Origin of the sequence: Staphylococcus sp. IVB6214 (assembly GCF_025558585.1) — a bacterium.
GTDB lineage: Bacteria > Bacillota > Bacilli > Staphylococcales > Staphylococcaceae > Staphylococcus.
Genome location: NZ_CP094723.1, coordinates 1,792,396 through 1,812,522 on the forward strand (window position 1 = coordinate 1,792,396; position 20,127 = coordinate 1,812,522).

The following is a 20,127-nucleotide window of genomic DNA, read 5'->3' on the forward strand; positions in this document are numbered from 1 at the left end:
TTTGTCGCTCAAAGCCTTTATAATAAAAGTATCATGTTATTATTGGGGGCTTGATTATGAAAACCAACTATACGCAAGACTTTTCTCATGTCGCAACGTTCATTCTAGATAATCTCTCAAAAAATCAATCATATGTACATAAATTACCCGTCGATTGTACGGAAGCATTACAGTCATATCTTTCAAATGCAGATAAACACCATCAGCTATTCACAACAGAAGATGACAATGGCTTAACAATGGTACTCATCTGCGTACCCTATGCCGAACACAAATATCAAGTTGTCGGACCTATTTATCGTCAAGGTATTACGTTTACAGAACAGGACCTCAAACAATTATTTGAATCGGCAACCGCACAACATCATCGGCCTTCTACTTACTATTTTTCATTTTCAACAGCACACCCAGCTATTAAGTCTTATATGAAATCAATCGGTGCTGCCTATACTTTTACCGATTATCACCTAGAAGCTACTCAAGACTTGGGCGTGTCAGAGCGCGATCATCTCATCATTGACTATCTACCTGTCTATTTCCATTATTTTAAACAGTTACATGAAAGAGCATTCAAACACTCCGCAGAAACTGCTGAAGCAATCGTAAACACTTTGGATAACTCGCATAAACTATTTTTATATGTAGAAGAAGGATTACTGAAAGGCTACTTATACATTGTCATAGATACTCTGACAAAGCGCGCCGAAATCAAGTATTTCTCATCACATACAGATTATCGGTTGAAAGGTATCGCATTTGATCTCATTCAACGTGCCATTCATCACACTTGCCAAGATAATGACATACAAACGGTTCACTTCAAGATCAGAAGTAAAAATCACCAGCTTGTGTCTCGATTTGATACACTCGGCTTCCACATTAAAGAATCCTATGATAAGTTCAAATGTCATTTCTAACAAAAAACACCCGAAGATGGGAGTGGGACAGAATGAGCTGACCCCATATAGTGGGAACTTTATAAAAACACTTTCGTTGAATTCAGTTAAAATGAATTTACGGAGGTGTTTTTTCTATGCGCAGAGTGGCGTATTCAGTTGAAACAAAGTTTAAAGCAGTGAAGATGAAAGCAGAAGGTTATACAACTAAAGAAATTATGTGTGAATTAAATATTAGAAATAGCACACAGGTAAAAACATGGTGGAGATGGTATAGAAAGGGTGAAACATATCGATTTAGTCAACAAGTAGGCAAACAATACTCCTATAATAAAGGATTAGTGGAACTTTCTGAACTGGAACAATTAAAGTTAAAGAATAGAAGAAATCAAGCCGAAATAGATATTTTAAAAAAGTACAAGGAATTGGAAAGGAAGTGGTACCTGAAGTAGTGATAGAATTAGTGGATGAGTTAAAGCACAGGCATCCTGTGAAGCTGATTTTGGAAGTGTTGAATGTCCCTAAATCAAATTACTACCGTTGGAAAAATAAGAAGAAAACGGAAGATACAACAGTTAAAAAGGTTAAGGAATTATGTGAAGATAATCATTACACGTACGGCTATCGCAAGATAACTGCTCTGATGAATCAGGCCTCTAAACAACCGATAAACCATAAACGTGTACAAAGAATTATGAGAGAAAATAATTTGAATTGTAGAGTTAGAATTAAGAAATCTAAACGTCGAGGGAAGGCATATTATCTTACAAGCAATAAACTGAATGGTAACTTTAGAGCAAATCAACCTCTACAAGTACTGACTACTGATATTACGTATCTTCCCTTTGGTAATTCAATGTTGTATTTATCTTCAATCATCGATTTATATAACGGTGAAATTGTGGCTTATAAGATTAGCGATACACAAGATCAAAGTTTGGTAAATGACACCTTAAACCAAATTGATATTCCAGAAGGATGTCTACTTCATAGCGATCAAGGAAGCGTCTATACATCGCATGCTTACTACCAATTATGCGAAGAAAAGGGCATTATCAGAAGTATGTCTCGCAAAGGTACACCTGCTGATAACGCCCCGATAGAATGTTTCCATTCCTCGCTAAAGTGTGAAACATTTTATCTTAACAATGAGTTAAATAACTCTAATTTCATTGTAAAGGATATTGTCGAAAAGTACATTGAAAACTATAATAATAATCGAATTCAACAAAAATTAGGCTACTTATCCCCTGTGCAATACAGAAAATTAGCAGCCTAATTCAAGTGTTTTTATGTGAGTCCCATATTAAGGGTGCAGTGCCAGAAATCATTACAATTGTTTATGATTTTTGTTGCGCTCCCAAAATTTTGTAAAAACGTATTCCCACTTCAGACACCTACTGGCATTACATTTAGTTCTATATCTTAAAGGGAGTCTCTGAGCACTATGTCCTACCTTTTAGTACTTTTCGGAAACCGATAAAACGTATCCGAAAGTAGTATTTCCGTCTCAATCTCGAAGCGTCATTGTGTGATTTCGTATTGAACTTTTCGTTCAATATTATGTAGATACAAATAAATATTGATACACATAGAGTATGATAATACTAATCACAATCGTAATATTACTTGCCATCGCAATAACTGGAAGTGTCCGATAGCGAAACTGTACAGCATAAGACAACGCTGCAACTCCAACAGGCATGAGCCAAATCAATTGTAGTGTTGTCTTTATCATATCGTCCGATACAGGCAACAGATAGTAAACGAGTGTGCCGAATAACAAGCCAAATCCATAGTGTAGTCCTAAATATTTGAGCGTAATCGGCAAGTAACGTCTATCCAATCTGAAATCAATCAACACCCCTAATAAAATCATAGAAAGTGGTAAGTTTGCGGCAGCTAACACATCAAAGAACCGAATGCTCCCTTGTGGAAGACTTAGATTGAATATATTGAGTAACAACATCACAACATATGTCATCAGGGGAATAGATGTCACTAAGTTTTTCAACACTCTCTTTGGGTTTAGTCCACCACCCATATTTTTAAAATATGATGCCGCAAAGTAAGTCATACCAAACATAACAACGGCTCCCCCGATGTCAGCCATTCCAAAATAAATCAACCCGACATCTGGCCATATTTGTTGTACGAGTGGATAGGCAAATATCCCAATATTAAGGCTCCCTATCATAATTGCAACTGTCCCTCGTACTTCGTTGTTATACTTTAAAAACAGCATTACAATAAGAATTTTTGTGATAGCCCCATATAGAATCATCATGACCGGTAAAATAGATAACGAAGGGGTTAATGTCACATCATTCAAATTGACAATGACAATAGAAGGCAGTGTGACATTAAGTACGATGGTCGATATGACACGACTATCTTGTCCCGTAATATATTTCATTCGTTTCAATATGTATCCTAATGCGATTAATAATAATATAATCAAAAAGTTCGCAGTCATATCTCTTCTCCATTTCTATAAAGCTTACAGCTCATATCGTACAGTAAAACGTTTTAATAATACAATGGTAACATGATATAATGATGACAATTGATACAAGGAGGATGCCGTATGGACTTAGAGCAACAATTACAAGAACTCAAAATGGATTACATCCGCTTGCAGGGAGATTTAGAAAAACGAGAATCAACATCACAACAAGTTGATCCGTTAATTAAGCAACTCGAATCAATCGAACAACAAATCGCTGAAGTACGTGCAAAGCTACAACAATAAGTCGTTTTCACTGCATAGTCAGTCATAGTTGCCAAAATTTGGACTTTCTATGCTCTATATACATATACAGATATTAGGCTCGTTTACGGAAAGGATGGATGTCCCCTAATGCTAACTTATCTTATTCTATTACCATTGATGTATCTCATCGTGGCATACATTAGTATTTTCAAATTAGATATACTATTACCTAAGATTTTACGCCTGTTGATGGCTGTCTTACTAATTATCGTTGTCACAACTTCTCTACTATATTACCCATCACAAGTATGGTGGTTAGTTGCCGTCTTACTAATGCTTATCGGCAACGTAGAGATAACTGCATTCAAACATCATAAAAAAGATGCGAAAGGCGTCCAAATTTTAAACATGATGACATTGCTTATTTTAGTCGTCTACATTGCTGTTACAATTATTCTCGTATAAAGATGTACATAAAAAGCCCTTATCAGTTCATTTGTACTGAATAAGGGTCTTATTTATGAAAGCCGAACAGGGAGTGGGACAGAAATCCTTTTTGCTATAAAAGATTTCTGTCCCACCCCGGCAAGGGTGATTAGAAGTTTTGCAGTAGCTGATTGATATGTGACTACGTTTACTTAATAAACTTGTCACACATCTAATCATCTTTGCAGGGGCATTACGACAAAATCATTATAAATGTTTATGATTTTTGTAGCGCTCCCAAAGTTTGTAAAAACACATTTTCACTTCAGACACCTACTGCCATTACACTTATTTCTACATCTTAAAAACGAGGAGCTGAGCACTATGTCCCAGCCCCATTTTCACTTCGAATATCTACTGCTATGATACCTATTTCTACAACCTTCTCACTATTATCGGTATAGGGGAGACAATGTAACAAGTCTCTCTAACGCTTCTTCAAGCTTCTTTTCATCTATTGCAAACGAAACGCGTACGTACCCTTCCCCTTCTTCTCCAAAAGGATGGCCAGGTGCTGCTAAAATAGATAGCTTCTCTAATAAATAGGCGATGAATGCATCACTTGTCATATTTGGCGGGCATTTTAACCATAAGAAGATACCACCTTTGATTGGTTCGTGTGGTATATCATGTTGTGTTAATTTTGCTTCAATGATATCACGTCGTTGACTAAAAACTTCTCTCTGCACTTCTAATACGTCATCACATTCATTTAGAGCCACTGTACAAGCATCTTGCAGTGCACCATACATCCCCGCTTGGGTATGCGTATGATATTTTTGTAAATTTGCGATAATCTCCGGATTCCCAACCGCAAAACCTACTCGATATCCCGACATATTATACCCTTTCGAGAAAGAGAAAACTTCAACCGCAACATCTTTCGCCCCACTCGCAGCCAAAATACTTGGATTAGGCGCATCAAATCCAAATGCTTGATAGGCAAAGTCATGTACGATTTTCGTCTTAGTTCCTTTAAATTGATCAATCGTTTCTTGGAAAAATTCTGGCGTTGCCACCGAACCAGTTGGATTGTTTGGATACGTTAAATAGATTAACTTCGTATTCGTCGTGTCGACTTTATCCCATTGTGGCAAGTAGTGGTGCTCAGGTGATAACTTCAATCGTTTAGGGATACCACGTGCCAGATGCACGCCTGCTTCATAATCTGTATAACCCGGGTCAGGTAATAGCACTTCATCTCCCGGTTCAATCGCACAAGTTGGTATAGCTACAAGCCCATTTTTCGTTCCATAAAATAGACAAACTTCTGTCTCTGGGTCTAACGTGACATCAAAATGACGTTGATAAAAATCGACAATTGCTTTTTTAAAATGCGCCTTTCCTTGAAAAGCCAGATATTTTTGATTTTCAGGCTTGATGATTGCTTCTGCCAGTGCGTCTAAAATACGCTTCGGTGTATCTGCATCGGGTATACCTACTGCCAAGTTAATCAATGGGAGTGGCCCATGCGTCACCTTTCGTCCCATTGTTTTGCCAAAATAACTATCTGGAATTTGTTCCAAAATACTTGTATAAGCCATATAATCCCCCCGTATGTAATGAGAAGCTGAGACACACTTATGCCTCAGCTTCTCTATCTCATGTTTCGAGATTTTATAATATTTTTATCTTACAGAAGGAATTAACCCACGTCAATGTTTTCAGACTTTTTCGTCAATCTATTTTTAATCGTAAAAATAACTTCATAAATGACGGGTACAACAACTAACGTTAACAGTGTTGATGACAATAAGCCACCGATAACAGTTGCGGCTAAGCCTTTAGAGATAAGTACTGAACTATCTTGCCCGAACAACATCGGTAAGAGTGCACCGATTGTCGCAATTGCTGTCATTAAAATCGGACGGATTCTCGTTCCACCCGCTTCTAATAACGCTTCTTTCATCGGCATTCCCATTGCCTCATTATTGATGACACGGTCAATTAAGACGATGGCATTCGTCACAACGATACCAATTAACATCAGCATACCAATCATACTAGGAACAGATAATGTTTCCCCTGTTGCAATAAGCGCTAATACAACACCGATAATGGTATATGGAAGTGAGAAGAGAATCGTAAATGGCGCAAGCCCCCCTTTAAATGTCAATACTAGAACGAGATAGACGATCATTATCGCTGCAAGCATCGCGAGACCTAATTGTGTGAAGGCAGACTCAATATCTTCATTTGTACCACCCATTGACGTTTTTACATCATCTGGTTGTTCAATCTTATTCAATACATTCATTACATCTTGAGAAACAGCACCTACATCATCATTCGTAATTTTACCGGTTACTGTTGTAGAATAGTCACCACTTTGTTTGATGAGTTTATTCGGCGTTGTGGTCTTCTCAAGTGTTGCGATATCACTCAGCGTGAGAAATTCACCAGTCGCAGATGGTAGTGGTGTCTCTTCCAGTTTTTGCTGTGTCCATTGCGTTTCTTTTTCTTGCTTCACGACAACGTCATACGTTTGTTCTGCATCTTTCACTTTTGTCACAGTGGTGTCGGGTACATTCTCGTTTAACATCATCGCTAGCTGTCCAGCTGTAATGCCATATTCTCCGGCTTTCTTAGAATCAACCTTCACCCTAAACTGCTCATATGTTTTCGCCAAGTCAGATTTGACGTTTGTTAAGCCGTTCAATTTCTTCATTTCTTTCTCAACTTTATCAACTGTTCCTTCAATGCGCTCTGGTGAAGGGCCTGTCACTTGAACCGTCACTTCATTGGATGTTGCGCCAGTACTCATATCTAAGTTTTTCCAATCACCTGGATGTTTATATGTCGTGATGTGATCCAACACACGTTGGGGTTCTTCGTCAAACTTAGGCGTCTTCGAATCATACTGAACCATTAACGCCATGCTGTTCGTACTGCCCGTTGGGTCGACTGGAGAAGCGCCTCCAACAGAATATTGTACATTGTCCACATACTTATTCTTTTGTAAGTATCGTTCCACATCTTCAGCATGCTTCAGTACGTTTTCTTCTGTTTCACCCGGCTTTGGTGAATACGTTAGTGCCATAAACTTATCTTCACCTGTTGAGATAAAGCTTGTACCTACTTTCATCACACCTAACCCGATACTTCCAGCGAGTAATAGTGTACTGACAATCATCACAATCCACTTGTGATCCAAACTCCAACTTAAGATGCGTTTATAGTAACGACTGACCGCACCCACGTGTTCCGTCTTTTTGCTTGGAAGACCACGCTTGAAGAAAACAGATCCTAGGACTGGCACAATTGTAATCGACACTAATAATGACGCTAATAAGCTAAACGTCACAGCATAAGCAAACGGACGGAACATTTCTCCGACCATCCCTGTAACAAAGGCGAGTGGCGCAAAAACAACAATGGTTACAATCGTTGACGACATAATCGGAATGAACACTTCTTTTGTCGCAGAAACGATCAGTGCATCTCCTGACAAACGCTCATCTGACCTTGTCAGTCGTCGGTAAATATTTTCAATAACAACGATGGAGTCGTCAATGACACGACCGATAGCAACGGTTAAAGCTCCTAACGTTAGAATATTTAGAGATACGTCTGTTAATTTCAAGGCAATCATTGCGATTAGGATTGACAATGGAATTGACACAACTGAAATAGCTGTCATACGGAAGTTGCGTAAAAACAACATGATGACAATGACAGCAACGATAGAACCGATTAATGCTTTTTCAATCATTGTATTTAACGCATCTTGAATCGGTTTCGCTGTATCCATAATTTGAATAGATTTCAAGTCAGGATGTTGCTTTACAAAACGATCAATAGCCTTATCAACTTCTTTTGCGACAGCAACAGTATTGGCATCTTGTGCTTTAATCACTTGAATGTCAACTGCATCCTTGCCGTTCGTACGAGATATCGATGCGCGTTCATTTACCAATGATACTTTGGCAACATCTTTTAGTGTCACAGTTGTTGGTTGTGCGTTGTTACCTTGTGATGACTGACTTGAAGGTGAAGGGCTTTGTCCTTCTTCTCCTTGCTGTGCAATCGATAATGGGATATCCATATTTTCCAAAGCCTCTACTGAAGCGAATTGTCCATCGATCACAATCGATTTTTCAGTATCACCAAATTGGAACAATCCTAATGGTACTTCTTTAGTTGCCGCTTCGATATAATCGATAACTTGTTTTTGATTGAGACCAACAGCCCCTAACTTTTTATCATCAAATTCAACATTCACTTGTCGACTCGTTTGACCGTTGACAGTTGCACGTTGAACTCCATCGATTTCTTGAAGCTTTGGAATCAAATTGTTTTCGACATCTTTCGTACTCTGTTCGATATCATTTTTTTCGTGCAGGATAGAATACGCAACGACTGGGAATGCGTACAGTGAATTACGTTGAATTTCTGGCTTTTCAACGCCTTCTTCAAACTCCAATTTTTTTAATACTTTATCTATCTCTTGCTCTGCACGATCCATATCTGTCTGTTCATTAAAGTTAACTGTTATCAACGATGCATTAGCGAGAGATTCTGTTTTAACACTTGATACATCCGACATACCACGTACTGCTTCGTCTATCGGATCACTCACTTCTTTCATCACCGTTTCAGGTGTGGCACCGGGCATTGCTGTTGTGATTGTTAACATAGGTGGTTCTGTATCTGGCAAGAGCTCTAACTTCATCTTATAACTTGCAAAAACACCACCTAATATGACAAGCAATACCATCAATGTAATGGCAAATTTATTAGATAATGAAAAATCTATTAACTTTTTAACCACGTGTGCTTACGCCTCCTATTTTATGTTTTATACAACATTTTACATTGTACTTTTTTTATCGATATTAAGCTACAAAAAAGTCCATCTCATATTTGTTCTTTCGTAGATTCAATATGAGATGGACACATTTTAGTCGATTACTTTTTGCGTGCTTTCATCTGACGTACGACTTTAATTTTTAATTGCGTCAACTGTGGTTTAAATTGCTCGATCATGCGATATAGGATTGGGTTTAGTACATAGTCGAATTCTCCAATTTTTTCGCTTAAATATGTTCCCCACAAACGTTTAAACTCCCATAAACCATAGTGGTCAGAATCTTTATCTGGTGCGTTGTCTGTACCACCAAAATCATACGTTGTTGCACCTTTATCACGTGCATATTTCATCATCGCAATTTGCATATGATGATTTGGCATAAATTTACGATACTGATTAGAAGAGGCACCGTATAAATAGTATGCCTTCTTGCCACAAAACATCAGTAATGCCCCTGATAAATAAAGGCCTTCTGGATGTTTCTCAGCAAGTGTTTCCATCTCAGCAATTGCTTCTTTCTTTTTCGATAACTGTAACTGTACATCTTTTAACTTATTGCGTACTTTTTTGTTTTCTTGATTTTTCCCTAATAAAGCCGTCTCTTCTGCTTTCAGCTGTTCTGCTTCATTATTCAACACATCGAGTACATGTTTTGGGTCCAGCTTAACAAGAAATAGTTCAGCATCTCCGTCTGGATGAAGCGCATCATAAATCGTTTCGAAATATGAAACATCACGTGTTAAGAAGCCGTCACGTTCGCCTGTCTCTTTCATCAAGTCAGCAAAAATGCCCAATTGCTCACGTCCAGCAATTTCAACGGTCGTCCCTCTTTTCATTGAGGCACGGACTTTAGTACGATTATTCGTTTGAAAACTTTTAATCAATTCCCCATCCGACTTATCAATTGGTGTAATCATCGTCATTCGTGGTTGAATATAGTCCTTAGATAAACCATCCTTAAATCCTTTATGCTTAAAGCCTAACGTTTTCAAATCTTGAACCGTCGTCATCCCTTGCTCAACCTCTACGTCTGGATCAATTTTAATCGTATAGGCTTTCTCTTGTTTAGCTATTTTGATTGCTTCCGCCAACAATGTTTTCACAGCAAGTTGATTGTTATAGTCGACAACAAACCCTCTCGACGCATAGCACAGTGTAAAAGGTGTGCGTGGAATCTTTTTGAATAATAATTGTGCAACACCTTGCACCTCACCATTTTCGCCGACAGCAATGCGTTTCGTATACCAACCTGTCAATTTTTTCGTTTCGCCCCATTGTGTTAACTGTAATAAGTCGCCATTAGGATGCGCCTTAACAAACGCATCGTGCGCTTGATCGGTAATATTCATCAATTTCATGATTTAAAGCTCCTTTGGTTTTTTCTTTCTTTTTATCTCTCTTCAGGTTTGAAATGATAGCTTGCGCCACGTGTTCGAATTAATATCGGTGCCTGAATCGTCCGATCAATAAAATGAATCCCTTCGATACGGTCATCTTTACCCTCTACGATTTTAAATTTAACTTTTTTAGCCGGACTCTCAAGAATTGTATACTTGTTAGACTTCTCAACAATATCCATATCAAACCATTTCTGCCAATTCTCAGTCATTGTTTGACGTTGATGTGAGTGAAACTCAATCATATCAATACCTAAGTGTGTTTGAAAAGTATCTCTCAAATCCGCTTCTCGATCTTCATCAGATTTATCCCACTGAATGAAAAATGGCATCATCACATCAAAATGATGATCATTCACATATAACAGTTGCCAATGAATTTCATGTCCTTTTTTATTTTGACGCGTCATTTTGACAGGACCTACAACTTCAAGTCCACGTGCCAAAAAGTCTTCTTTTAGCTGATGAATATCATGTGTTCTAAAACATATCTTTTTAAAACCTTGCTTGTAACCATTCTGAATGATAGACGTCGCAAATGAATATTTTCCTTCTTGCGTTTTTGATTGATGTTTCATTTTACCTTGATCAAAAATATCTAATAGTTCAATATAACTTAAGTTAATGTGAATCAGTCGATTGAACGTACCCAGATTTTCGTGGCGACCACCTTTCTGAATCTCTAAGTATTTCCCAGGAAATTCAAAGTGTTCTAAACCGTCTATGTAATGAATCATGTGATCAAACTCGATATCGACCATCTCATCACTCCTCACGCCATTGTTTTGTTTCTATTCTAACAAAAATTGTTGACTATCGCTTGATTCAATATGATAATTTCAGTTTTATTTTCATATAAATCGCTAAAACAAAGATGCACCTTGCAAGATAGAACAATCTATCTTCATACAAAGTGCATCCAAAGATTAACCACCAATATAGTTCATATTGATTTTCTTTTTGCGTCTATTTTTCACAGTCTGTTCTGTGCGTTCATCAGAATAACGGTCAGTTCGAATATTCCATAAACCTTTTAATGTGTCTTTGACAGATTCATCTGAAGCATCACTTCTCAACAGATTCCTGACATCAAAACCTTCAGCAGTACTGAACAAACAGCCGTAAAACTTACCATCAGAAGACAACCGTGCTCTCGTACAAGTTGAACAGAATGATTCTGAAACACTCGTAATCAAACCAAACTTAGATTTAGCGCCAACGTGACGATAATACTTCGCTACTTCACCATAGTATCGTGGTGCAACAGGTTCTATATCAAAGGCTTTTTGTATCATTGCTAGCATTTCATCTTTTGTTACTACTTTACTGAAATCCCAGCCGTTGTCGTTACCAACATCCATAAATTCAATAAAACGTATCGTGACGTCTCTATCTTTGAAGAAGGCAATCATTGGTACAATCTGATCATCATTGACTCCTTTTTGAACTACAACGTTCACCTTCACTTCAAAACCAAGTTGTACCGCATAGTCTATCTGATCGATAATGGTCGACGCTTTAATATTACGATTATTTATAGATTGGAAGAGCTCATCATCAATTGCATCCAAACTCACATTGATACGACGTAATCCTGCATCATACAGTTTTTGTCCATGTTTTTTTAATAACAATCCATTCGTCGTTAATCCGATATCTTCAATACCTTCAATCTCATTGATTTGTGCAATTAATTGGTCCAAATCACGTCTTAACAATGGCTCTCCACCCGTGATTCTCACCTTTTTCACACCCAGTTCCGCATAAATGCGTGTGACACGGACCATCTCTTCAAATGTCAGCAATTCATTTTTAGGCAAAAATGCGTAGTCATCACCGAAGATTTCTTTAGGCATGCAGTAATCACAGCGGAAGTTACAGCGATCTGTAACGGAAATGCGCAAATCACGTATCGGTCGACCTAATTTATCTAATATTTGTTCTGTCATCTTGCGCCCTCCTTCGCTTCTTATTCTGCCAATACTTCTTCTAACTTTTCCAAATCACTCGGATAATTTACATTGTAGTACCAATATTTTGGACTATCAATCTCACTGACATCTAACCATTTAGATGATACTTGCTCGTAAACATGTTTCATACTCAAATCATCTGATTGCAACACATCTTCAATGATTGGTTCAACACGGCGATGATAGAAGGCAATCGTCGGAATCGGATAGCCTTCTGAAGCAAAACCAGCAATATCGAGTTGTGATTCGATTAGGTTTGCAACCATAAATTGATACAAACAACTAATTGCTTTTTGGCTAACCAATGGCGTGTCAACAGAGATGACAAAGTAAAGGTCATCCTCATCCTGCTGCATCACACTATATATCCCCGCTAGCGGCCCCTTATCTTTTTGTGCTTCTTGATCAATAACTACCCGTACATCTTCAAATTGTCCTGCTAACTGTGTATTACTACTGATAATAATCTCACTGAACATATTTGTTGATTGCAACGTCTGAACAAGTCGCTGATAAAACAACTCTCCTTGAATCGTTGCAAATGCTTTCGGGTTGCCAAAGCGTGTTGATTGACCGCCCGCTAATATAATTGCTTTCATTGTTGTCGTTTAACCTCCACTAACCGGTGGAATTAATGCAACAATATCATTCGGTCTGACAACCGCATCTTCTTGTACAAATTCTTCATTAATCGCCACTTGGAAAGACTTTCCTTGAATGACAGGGTAAGTCTCGTATAAATGTTTTTTTAATTCAGTCACACTGATTTCATAATCAAAATGAAATGTATCTTCCGCACGATCTAACTTCTCTTTTATCTCTGCAAAATACAATATTTTCACGACTGATTATCTCCCTTCTTAACGGCATCTTCATGGTAACCGCGCTGATGTCCTTGCCATTCAGCACCATCTTCCCATATCTCTTTCTTCCAAATAGGTACCACTTCTTTAATACGCTCTATTGCATATTCATTTGCAGCATAGGCATCTTTTCGGTGTGGTGAAGAGACACTGATACATACCGCAATGTCAGAGATTTCCAGTGCACCGATACGATGTACAATTGCTGTGACCGTTCCTGGCCAACGCTCACTTATTTCATCACCAATTTGTGCCAGCTTTTTCTCCGCCATTGGAACATACGCCTCATATTCAAGGTGTTCGGTACGAATCCCTTTTGTCCATTCTCGAACATGTCCTGTAAACACAACAACAGCACCTTGTTTTTCATTCAATGTCCACTGACGATATTGTTCAGGTTCAATCGGCGCAGTTGTCACTTCAAATTGTTTCATCTTATCTCTCCTTCACCTTCTCGGATCCATTGTTTCAGCCACTTATCGTAGTTTGTTTCATCGAATCCGTCTGACTGCCATTGCATCGAAAATTGTACATTTTCAAGTTGGCGCAACGCATCTAAATCTTCTTTATTTTTATAGACAATCACCTTAGGGTAAGTTGCCTTTTTATAGCCTTCAATCAAAATAATACTGTCGTCCATCGTAACACATTCAGCCAACAAAGTCTCAAGTGTTGGATAGTGATTGCGTTGAATCGTTTCAACATAATCATGTCCTTGAACGATACTCTGGTCGGCACCTGCTTCAAAATGACGCATGTGATCTACCGTTACGTCAGGCAATGTAATTTCTTCTCCTGCATGTCCATGATGCTTCACAGTCACTACCGAGTAACCCCATTGCTTTAACCGTTGAACTGTGTGGGTCATTAATGTCGTTTTCCCACTATTTTTATAGCCAACGATTTGCAAAATCATAAGTATAACTCCTGCTGGTATGTTTCTGGTGACGTCAATAGTACATCTACCGTATGCCCTACTTGATATCCTCTTGTACCACCAGGCAACATCATCATCCCGTTGCTATGCGCAATCGATACCACAGCCCCTGACTTGTTGAATCCTGATGGTTTGACAGTCATCTCTCTACCTGTCATTGTCACATCCGCACGAACAAAGCGTGTAAATGGATTCGCCTTCTTGAAATCAGCCATCAACGTTGCATGTACAATTGCTGGGTAATAACGTGTCGCACCCATCATGTGATAAATTGCTGGTTTCGCAAATAATTCGAATCCTGAGTAACAAGCAGATGGATTACCAGAAAGTCCAAATAAATACTTCCCGTGAGCAACAGCAACTGTTGTGACACTACCTGGGCGCATCGCAACTTTATTGAACAACACTTCCGCTTCGAGTGCTCGATAAATATCAGGCAGATAGTCAAAGTCACCGACTGAAACACCACCTGTTGTAATCACCATATCGTGTTTTTCAAGCGCTGACTTCACAACAGACAAGCTACTCTCATAATCATCAATTTGTATACGATAGCGCTCTACTTGTACACCTTCCTTCTGTAACAATGCTGCAATCATTGGTCCATTTGAGTTTCTGATCTTGCCAGGTTCTAAATCATCTTCAACTTCTAGCAATTCGCTTCCCGTTGCAATAATAGCTGCCGTTGGTTTGCGAAAAACAGGGACTTCTGAATAGCCAAATGTTGCTAAAACTGCAACTGCTCCTGCATTGATGCGTTGTCCTTTGTGTAAAACAATATCACCCGTTGCTGTTTCTTCACCTTGAAGTGAGATGTTTTCCAAATGATCGAACGGTTTACGGAGAGTGAATCCATCTTCTGTCTCTACCGTTTGCTCAAGCATGACAACCGCATCTGCTCCTGCAGGGATTTGTGCCCCAGTCATGATGCGTACAGCTTGTCCGGGTTCTAATGTTTTGGCTGAAACAGTCCCTGCACCGATATGGTCAATCACTTGAAAGGCAATGCGATGGTCTTGACTTGCACCTTGTGAATCTTCACTACGGATTGCAAAACCATCATATGGGGACTTATCAAAGCGTGGGATATCATAGGTAGCAACGATATCTTCAGCAAGGATATACCCTTCACAATCATACAAGCTGATACGTTCGGTTGACGTATAAATTTCTTGTTGTAGCACACGATGAATCGCTTCTTTTACTGGAATTGGATGTCTCTTTTCGACTGGCATAACCCATTCACTCCTAACAATTTTTATAATTCATGCTATACTTACCTTGCATATTAAAGGAGGAATAACATGGCTGAATTTACTCATATCAATCAACAAGGGAATGCTAAAATGGTAGACGTTTCTGACAAGTCTATCACCAAGAGAACGGCTATCGCGCGTTCAAGCATTACTGTTAATCATACGATTTATCAACAAATCACAGAAAATACAAATAAAAAAGGCAATGTCCTTAATACCGCACAAATTGCTGGTATCATGGCAGCTAAAAATACTGCATCTATTATCCCGATGTGCCATCCACTGCCTATTTCAGGCGTTGATGTTACATTTGATTGGGACACTTCAGGCGAACAATTTGTCTTATATATCGAAACGACTGTCTCGACAACTGGACGCACTGGTGTTGAAATGGAAGCCTTAACTGCTGCATCTGCCACAGCACTTACAATATACGACATGTGCAAAGCTGTTGATAAAGGGATGATTATCGGCGAAACATATCTTGTCAAAAAGACTGGCGGTAAGTCTGACTTCCAACGTTAGTCAAATAGTTCCTATTAACTTCAAACTGAAACAAAGCTTTTGTCATATCGCTTTGTTTCAGTTTTTTCTACTCAATCCCTAAACGCTTCTTTCACAACCTCTTATATTACTTATTCATTTCATGGATAAGATGGTTTAATTCAGGAAGAATCAATTTGTTTAAACCAAGCTTGACGGCTCCCGTAGAACCTGGCAAGCAGAAAATTAATTTGTTGCCGATCGTACCACCCACAGCACGAGATAATAATGCTCGTGTACCGACATCTTCAACATAACTCAAGTATCGGAACAATTCGCCAAAACCTTCTATTTCTTTCGTCAACATTGGAGAAACTGTTTCGATTGTGACATCACGTGGCGCAATGCCTGTACCGCCTGTTGTTACAATGACTTCAACATCTTCTGCTAGCCATTTATCAAGTTGTGCTTGTATCTCTTCCTTGTCATCTTTAACAATACAGTAATGCTCAGGTTGAACGACTGTGTTAATCGTTTCCAACAATGTTTTAACCAATTGTCCACCTTTATCCGTCTCAACAGTACGTGTATCTGATACGGTTAGTACTGCACAACGTATATCTCTATCTAACTTCACATTTGTATGCATGTGACAACCTCCTTTTTCATGTTAACCAAATAATTGATGAATCAACTTCTTCGCTTGTGTCACTTCTTTCATACCATGTATCAACAGACGCCCATTTTGAAATGCGACAATGCGGTAGCCTTCATACTCAAACTGTAATAAATACCCATTTGAATGATAGGCGATATGACGTGTGGTTAAATACTCCACTAGCTGTTCATACGTTAAACCTTCATGTTGATATTGAACTGTATCACGGCCACACATCGCAGCATATTGTGTTGATGTATGGTTCAAATACGGATACTCAGGATGTTCACCACAAGTCGTGCACCCTTTACGTTGCATACGACCAAAGCCAAATACATGATGTGTACCGTCCCAAATATCACCGTATGTCAACTTAGGCTCTATCGGTGTTTCTGTTAATATTTTCAATGCATCTCTCAATTGTAAGCTTGTCGCCATCGTAACAGCCGGTTGAATGACCCCTACCGTATCACACGTAAGATTCATAGCTGGAATCTGTGGGATTAGACATTGAAAGCACGGGGTTTGTCCTGGAATAAAAGCTGCTTCAACATACGTGCTTCGTACAACACCACCGTATACCCATGGTTTTTGACAAGCAAAAGCAACATCATTAATCATCATACGTGTCTCAAAGTTATCTGTGGCATCCAATACAACATCCACTTGTGGTACTAACTCATTGAGAAAGACACCATCGACATGCTCGATATAAGTGACGACATCGACATCTTCATGAATCGCTTGTAATGCGTTCTGAGCTGCAATCACTTTCGGCATCTGCTGTCGTGCATCTTCTTCTGTAAAGAGTGTTTGACGTTGTAAGTTTGAATACTCAATATAATCGCGATCCACGATATGAAGTTTTCCTATTCCTGCACGTACAAGTCCTTCAGCGAGATGTGTGCCCAATGCGCCCATTCCTATAATCAATGCAGACTTGCGATTAATCTTCTCTTGTCCGTCTTGACCGATGCCATCAAACAGTATTTGTCGTGAATAACGATTATGTGTCATGGTTCTTAACCTTTCTTACTTTAATAGTCTCTTCTAATTATACGTTGTTCCATCTATACTCTCAATCAATTAAAACGCATCAGTAACTATGCGACAATTAGGCATTTCAATACATTCATCCAGTGTTTTCCCTAAGTTTCTCAATATACGTCACACTTCATCCATTTATCATTAAAATCGCTTGAAATCAATGCATCTATTAATAAATGGGAGTGGGACAGAAATGGTGACTAGAAGTTTTGCAGTAGCTGATTGATATGTGACTACGTTTACTTAATAAACTTGTCACACATCTAATCATCTTTGCAGGAGCACTACGACAAAATCATTATAAATGTTTATGATTTTTGTAGTGCTCCCAAAGTTTATAAAAACGTATTTTCACTTCAGACACCTACTGCCATTACACTTATTTCTATATCTTAAAAACGAGGAGCTGAGCACTATGTCCCAGCTCCTTAAATATTTATCCAATTTCAATGATTTCATGTGCCAATTGTTGCGCTTCTTGTTGTGAGTGTGTGACGAAAATAATCGGAATTTGCCACGTTTCAAAAATATACTGCACTAATTTCATACTTTCTTGTTTAGAAACATCATCTAAACTAGAAAACGGCTCATCCAATAACAACAAATTAGGTTTCGTACTTAATGCTCTTGCTAAGGCTGCCCGTTGCTTCTCTCCACCAGAACATCTCAACGGATAAGCATCCAAAATATGTGTAATTTTAAGTGTACCAACAAGCTTCTCAATATGTGTATTAAACTCAGTCATAAAGGTAATGTTTTGTCGAATCGTCATATGAGGAAATAACTGATAATCTTGAAAAAGATAACCGATATGACGATCTCTAATCGGTATATTCAGTGGTTGAGTCGTATCCAAAATGTTTTTTTGATTGATACGTACCCAGCCTTTGTCCGGTGATTGAATCCCAGCAATCATATTGAGACACGTTGTTTTCCCAATACCTGAAACACCTTGTAAAGCATAAATCTTAGGTTTGTCTGTCTTTATTTGAAAAGCAATCACTTTATCGTTGATTCGTTTCTCCAGATAAATATCAAGCATCTATCTCACCTCACGATATCGATCTTTATTGAGCACGTTCATCGTTCCCATAACTGATACCGCAAAGGCAACAAGTATCAATACCCATAGCCATGCTTGATTCTCTCTTCCCTGTTGAACAAGAAAATAGATTTCTAGAGGTAACGTATTCGTTTTACCGGGAATGTACCCTGCAATCATCAGTGTTGCACCAAATTCACCAATAGCACGGGCAAATGCCATCATCGTTCCAGATATCAGTGCACGTTTGGATAGTGGCAAGATAAGTCGATAAAATATTTTACGCTCTGTTGCCCCCATTGTACGTGCAGTATTCAACATTTTATCATCAATACTCCGAAAGCCTTGTACTGCATGTTGATACATCAATGGAAAGCTTACAATGACTGATGCAATCACGGCACCTGTCAATGTAAACACAACTTTAATACCTACAATATCCGTCAAAAAGTGCCCAATCGGTCCATTTACCGAGAATAAAATGAGCAGTAAGAAACCCATAACGGTTGGTGGTAACACTATTGGTAACAGTACGAGACTCTCACAAAACTTAATGAGACGTCCTTGTTTGTTATATAAAAATTTTGCGAGTAATGTGGCAAATATAACAACAATAATGGTACTAATCATTGCCACACGTAAAGAGATCCAAAACGGTGTAAGTTCCGACATATATGTGTCACCTAGACTTCAAAATGATATTTTTTTAAAATTTGTTTAGCTTCATCCGACTGCATAAACTCCAGCCATTCTTTCGCAGCCTTATTGTCTGTCACAAGACCCATTCGATACGTAATTGGTTTGTCCAGTTCAGCTTCAAATACTTTTTCAACACCTTGTTGCGGTTGATCGCCAACAAATAAATCTGTTTCATAAACAAATCCAAGTTGTGCATTCCCCTTGTCCACATAGTTCAGTACTTCACGTACATCTTTCGCATACACAATGTGTGATTGTACTGTATCCCATAAGTGTTGGCGCTCCAAATACTTCTTCGCATACTTACCCGCCGGTACAGATTCCACTTCACCAATTGCCAACTTATCTGAATCCTTTAGACTATCTAATCCTGTAAGTTCGCTATCTTTTGACTTAATCAACACTAGCTTATTATGCGCATAGTCATAAATATCTGTTACTTTCCCTTGTTTTTTCAAGGCATCCACGTCTTTTGTGTTCGCAGACATCAGCACATCAGCTGGCGCCCCTTTTTCAATCTGTTGTCTCAATGCACCAGAGCCACCATAATTAAATTCTAGATTAACGTCTTGATGCTTCTTGTGAAAGGCTGTCTCTAATTCTTTTGTTACGTCAGTAAGGCTTGCCGCTGCTGAAATAGTGATTTGTTCCTTTTCATTCTTACCATTAGACTGTGATGTACCACATGCTGCCAACAGTAATACGAGCGACATACACAACACCCATAAAAATTTTGACTTCATCATTTAACACCCCTTTTAAAAGCAATGTTCTCTTTTTTATCATTTTATCAAATGCTCCATTAAAAAGGCTATTTTTTATCGCATAATATTTCTTAAAGGCTTTCAAAATGATAGAAAAACACTT

Annotated in this window: 21 protein-coding genes; 5 read left to right on the forward strand and 16 right to left on the reverse strand. The window is 38.5% G+C overall.

Features of this window, described 5'->3' with window-relative positions; genetic code table 11:
• Positions 1 to 56: 56 nt before the first annotated feature.
• Both MUA51_RS08910 and MUA51_RS08915 read left to right on the forward strand, forming a co-directional pair.
• Positions 57 to 917, forward strand: coding sequence for a GNAT family N-acetyltransferase (locus MUA51_RS08910; RefSeq protein WP_262559449.1), 861 nt, complete (start codon positions 57 to 59; stop codon positions 915 to 917).
• 116 nt (positions 918 to 1,033) lie between these two features.
• Positions 1,034 to 2,175, forward strand: a protein-coding gene (locus MUA51_RS08915) for an IS3 family transposase (RefSeq protein ID WP_262559450.1) whose coding sequence is annotated in 2 segments (ribosomal slippage) — positions 1,034 to 1,304 and positions 1,304 to 2,175 — 1,143 coding nt in all. Because the reading frame shifts where the segments join, the coding sequence is not laid out codon by codon here.
• Positions 2,176 to 2,457: 282 nt separating this feature from the next.
• Here the strand turns inward: MUA51_RS08915 and MUA51_RS08920 are convergent.
• Positions 2,458 to 3,372, reverse strand: coding sequence for an AEC family transporter (locus MUA51_RS08920; protein WP_262559451.1), 915 nt, complete (start codon positions 3,370 to 3,372; stop codon positions 2,458 to 2,460).
• Positions 3,373 to 3,483: 111 nt separating this feature from the next.
• Here MUA51_RS08920 and MUA51_RS08925 point away from each other — a divergent pair, with 111 nt between their 5' ends.
• Both MUA51_RS08925 and mspA read left to right on the forward strand, forming a co-directional pair.
• Entirely contained in the window at positions 3,484 to 3,648 is a 165-nt protein-coding gene (locus MUA51_RS08925; RefSeq protein WP_095117626.1) for an SE1832 family protein, read from the forward strand.
• 108 nt (positions 3,649 to 3,756) lie between these two features.
• Entirely contained in the window at positions 3,757 to 4,074 is a 318-nt protein-coding gene (mspA, locus tag MUA51_RS08930; RefSeq protein WP_262559452.1) for a membrane stabilizing protein MspA, read from the forward strand.
• Positions 4,075 to 4,487: 413 nt separating this feature from the next.
• Here mspA and MUA51_RS08935 read toward each other — a convergent pair whose 3' ends face one another.
• The 10 genes from MUA51_RS08935 to MUA51_RS08980 form a co-directional block, all read right to left on the reverse strand.
• Positions 4,488 to 5,639, reverse strand: coding sequence for an aminotransferase class I/II-fold pyridoxal phosphate-dependent enzyme (locus MUA51_RS08935; protein ID WP_262559453.1), 1,152 nt, complete (start codon positions 5,637 to 5,639; stop codon positions 4,488 to 4,490).
• A 101-nt stretch (positions 5,640 to 5,740) separates the two neighbouring features.
• On the reverse strand, positions 5,741 to 8,866 hold the full coding sequence (locus MUA51_RS08940) for an efflux RND transporter permease subunit (RefSeq protein ID WP_262559454.1): 3,126 nt from the start codon (positions 8,864 to 8,866) through the stop codon (positions 5,741 to 5,743).
• A gap of 137 nt (positions 8,867 to 9,003) precedes the next feature.
• A complete protein-coding gene (locus MUA51_RS08945; protein WP_262559455.1) occupies positions 9,004 to 10,263 on the reverse strand; it encodes a lipid II:glycine glycyltransferase FemX in 1,260 nt (419 codons plus the stop codon).
• Positions 10,264 to 10,295: 32 nt separating this feature from the next.
• Positions 10,296 to 11,063 carry a VOC family protein gene (locus MUA51_RS08950; protein WP_262559456.1) on the reverse strand — a complete coding sequence of 256 codons (768 nt, stop codon included), beginning with the start codon at positions 11,061 to 11,063 and terminating at the stop codon, positions 10,296 to 10,298.
• A gap of 165 nt (positions 11,064 to 11,228) precedes the next feature.
• Positions 11,229 to 12,251, reverse strand: a complete 1,023-nt coding sequence (moaA, locus tag MUA51_RS08955) for a GTP 3',8-cyclase MoaA (RefSeq protein WP_262559457.1) — start codon at positions 12,249 to 12,251, stop codon at positions 11,229 to 11,231.
• A gap of 20 nt (positions 12,252 to 12,271) precedes the next feature.
• Positions 12,272 to 12,874, reverse strand: coding sequence for a molybdenum cofactor guanylyltransferase MobA (mobA, locus tag MUA51_RS08960; protein WP_262559458.1), 603 nt, complete (start codon positions 12,872 to 12,874; stop codon positions 12,272 to 12,274).
• A 9-nt stretch (positions 12,875 to 12,883) separates the two neighbouring features.
• Positions 12,884 to 13,117, reverse strand: a complete 234-nt coding sequence (gene moaD, locus MUA51_RS08965) for a molybdopterin converting factor subunit 1 (protein ID WP_262559459.1) — start codon at positions 13,115 to 13,117, stop codon at positions 12,884 to 12,886.
• Positions 13,114 to 13,572 (reverse strand): molybdenum cofactor biosynthesis protein MoaE, encoded by a 459-nt coding sequence (locus MUA51_RS08970; RefSeq protein WP_262559460.1) that lies wholly within the window; start codon positions 13,570 to 13,572, stop codon positions 13,114 to 13,116. Before MUA51_RS08970 ends, moaD begins: the two co-directional genes overlap by 4 nt.
• Entirely contained in the window at positions 13,569 to 14,054 is a 486-nt protein-coding gene (mobB, locus tag MUA51_RS08975) for a molybdopterin-guanine dinucleotide biosynthesis protein B (RefSeq protein WP_262559461.1), read from the reverse strand. Before mobB ends, MUA51_RS08970 begins: the two co-directional genes overlap by 4 nt.
• Positions 14,051 to 15,310 (reverse strand): molybdopterin molybdotransferase MoeA, encoded by a 1,260-nt coding sequence (locus MUA51_RS08980; RefSeq protein WP_262559462.1) that lies wholly within the window; start codon positions 15,308 to 15,310, stop codon positions 14,051 to 14,053. The genes mobB and MUA51_RS08980 overlap by 4 nt, the downstream gene beginning before the upstream one ends.
• A gap of 69 nt (positions 15,311 to 15,379) precedes the next feature.
• Between MUA51_RS08980 and moaC the strand changes: the two genes are divergently transcribed.
• Positions 15,380 to 15,856: a cyclic pyranopterin monophosphate synthase MoaC gene (moaC, locus tag MUA51_RS08985; protein WP_262559463.1), complete on the forward strand. Its 477-nt coding sequence runs from the start codon at positions 15,380 to 15,382 to the stop codon at positions 15,854 to 15,856.
• Positions 15,857 to 15,962: 106 nt separating this feature from the next.
• On the opposite strand, the gene MUA51_RS08990 is transcribed toward moaC, so the two are convergent.
• The 5 genes from MUA51_RS08990 to modA all read right to left on the reverse strand — a co-directional run bounded on the left by MUA51_RS08990 (position 15,963) and on the right by modA (position 20,003).
• Positions 15,963 to 16,463 carry a MogA/MoaB family molybdenum cofactor biosynthesis protein gene (locus tag MUA51_RS08990; RefSeq protein ID WP_262559464.1) on the reverse strand — a complete coding sequence of 167 codons (501 nt, stop codon included), beginning with the start codon at positions 16,461 to 16,463 and terminating at the stop codon, positions 15,963 to 15,965.
• Positions 16,464 to 16,484: 21 nt separating this feature from the next.
• Complete coding sequence (locus MUA51_RS08995; protein ID WP_262559465.1) at positions 16,485 to 17,489, reverse strand: ThiF family adenylyltransferase; 1,005 nt, start codon at positions 17,487 to 17,489, stop codon at positions 16,485 to 16,487.
• Between the two features lie 466 nt (positions 17,490 to 17,955).
• Positions 17,956 to 18,561: an ATP-binding cassette domain-containing protein gene (locus MUA51_RS09000; RefSeq protein WP_262559466.1), complete on the reverse strand. Its 606-nt coding sequence runs from the start codon at positions 18,559 to 18,561 to the stop codon at positions 17,956 to 17,958.
• Positions 18,562 to 19,233, reverse strand: coding sequence for a molybdate ABC transporter permease subunit (gene modB / locus MUA51_RS09005; RefSeq protein ID WP_262559467.1), 672 nt, complete (start codon positions 19,231 to 19,233; stop codon positions 18,562 to 18,564).
• Between the two features lie 11 nt (positions 19,234 to 19,244).
• On the reverse strand, positions 19,245 to 20,003 hold the full coding sequence (gene modA, locus MUA51_RS09010) for a molybdate ABC transporter substrate-binding protein (RefSeq protein ID WP_262559468.1): 759 nt from the start codon (positions 20,001 to 20,003) through the stop codon (positions 19,245 to 19,247).
• Between the last annotated feature and the right edge of the window lie 124 nt (positions 20,004 to 20,127).

Coding starts and splice junctions, on each gene's coding strand:
- moaC (WP_262559463.1), top strand. CDS start 15,380: ATGGCTGAATTTACTCATATCAATCAACAAGGGAATGCTAAAATGGTA.
- modA (WP_262559468.1), bottom strand. CDS start 20,003: ATGAAGTCAAAATTTTTATGGGTGTTGTGTATGTCGCTCGTATTACTG.
- MUA51_RS08935 (WP_262559453.1), bottom strand. CDS start 5,639: ATGGCTTATACAAGTATTTTGGAACAAATTCCAGATAGTTATTTTGGC.
- MUA51_RS08970 (WP_262559460.1), bottom strand. CDS start 13,572: ATGAAACAATTTGAAGTGACAACTGCGCCGATTGAACCTGAACAATAT.
- MUA51_RS08995 (WP_262559465.1), bottom strand. CDS start 17,489: ATGACACATAATCGTTATTCACGACAAATACTGTTTGATGGCATCGGT.
- MUA51_RS08950 (WP_262559456.1), bottom strand. CDS start 11,063: ATGGTCGATATCGAGTTTGATCACATGATTCATTACATAGACGGTTTA.
- moaA (WP_262559457.1), bottom strand. CDS start 12,251: ATGACAGAACAAATATTAGATAAATTAGGTCGACCGATACGTGATTTG.
- MUA51_RS08925 (WP_095117626.1), top strand. CDS start 3,484: ATGGACTTAGAGCAACAATTACAAGAACTCAAAATGGATTACATCCGC.
- modB (WP_262559467.1), bottom strand. CDS start 19,233: ATGTCGGAACTTACACCGTTTTGGATCTCTTTACGTGTGGCAATGATT.
- MUA51_RS08910 (WP_262559449.1), top strand. CDS start 57: ATGAAAACCAACTATACGCAAGACTTTTCTCATGTCGCAACGTTCATT.
- MUA51_RS08920 (WP_262559451.1), bottom strand. CDS start 3,372: ATGACTGCGAACTTTTTGATTATATTATTATTAATCGCATTAGGATAC.
- mspA (WP_262559452.1), top strand. CDS start 3,757: ATGCTAACTTATCTTATTCTATTACCATTGATGTATCTCATCGTGGCA.
- mobB (WP_262559461.1), bottom strand. CDS start 14,054: ATGATTTTGCAAATCGTTGGCTATAAAAATAGTGGGAAAACGACATTA.
- MUA51_RS08945 (WP_262559455.1), bottom strand. CDS start 10,263: ATGAAATTGATGAATATTACCGATCAAGCGCACGATGCGTTTGTTAAG.
- MUA51_RS08980 (WP_262559462.1), bottom strand. CDS start 15,310: ATGCCAGTCGAAAAGAGACATCCAATTCCAGTAAAAGAAGCGATTCAT.
- MUA51_RS09000 (WP_262559466.1), bottom strand. CDS start 18,561: ATGCTTGATATTTATCTGGAGAAACGAATCAACGATAAAGTGATTGCT.
- mobA (WP_262559458.1), bottom strand. CDS start 12,874: ATGAAAGCAATTATATTAGCGGGCGGTCAATCAACACGCTTTGGCAAC.
- MUA51_RS08990 (WP_262559464.1), bottom strand. CDS start 16,463: ATGCATACAAATGTGAAGTTAGATAGAGATATACGTTGTGCAGTACTA.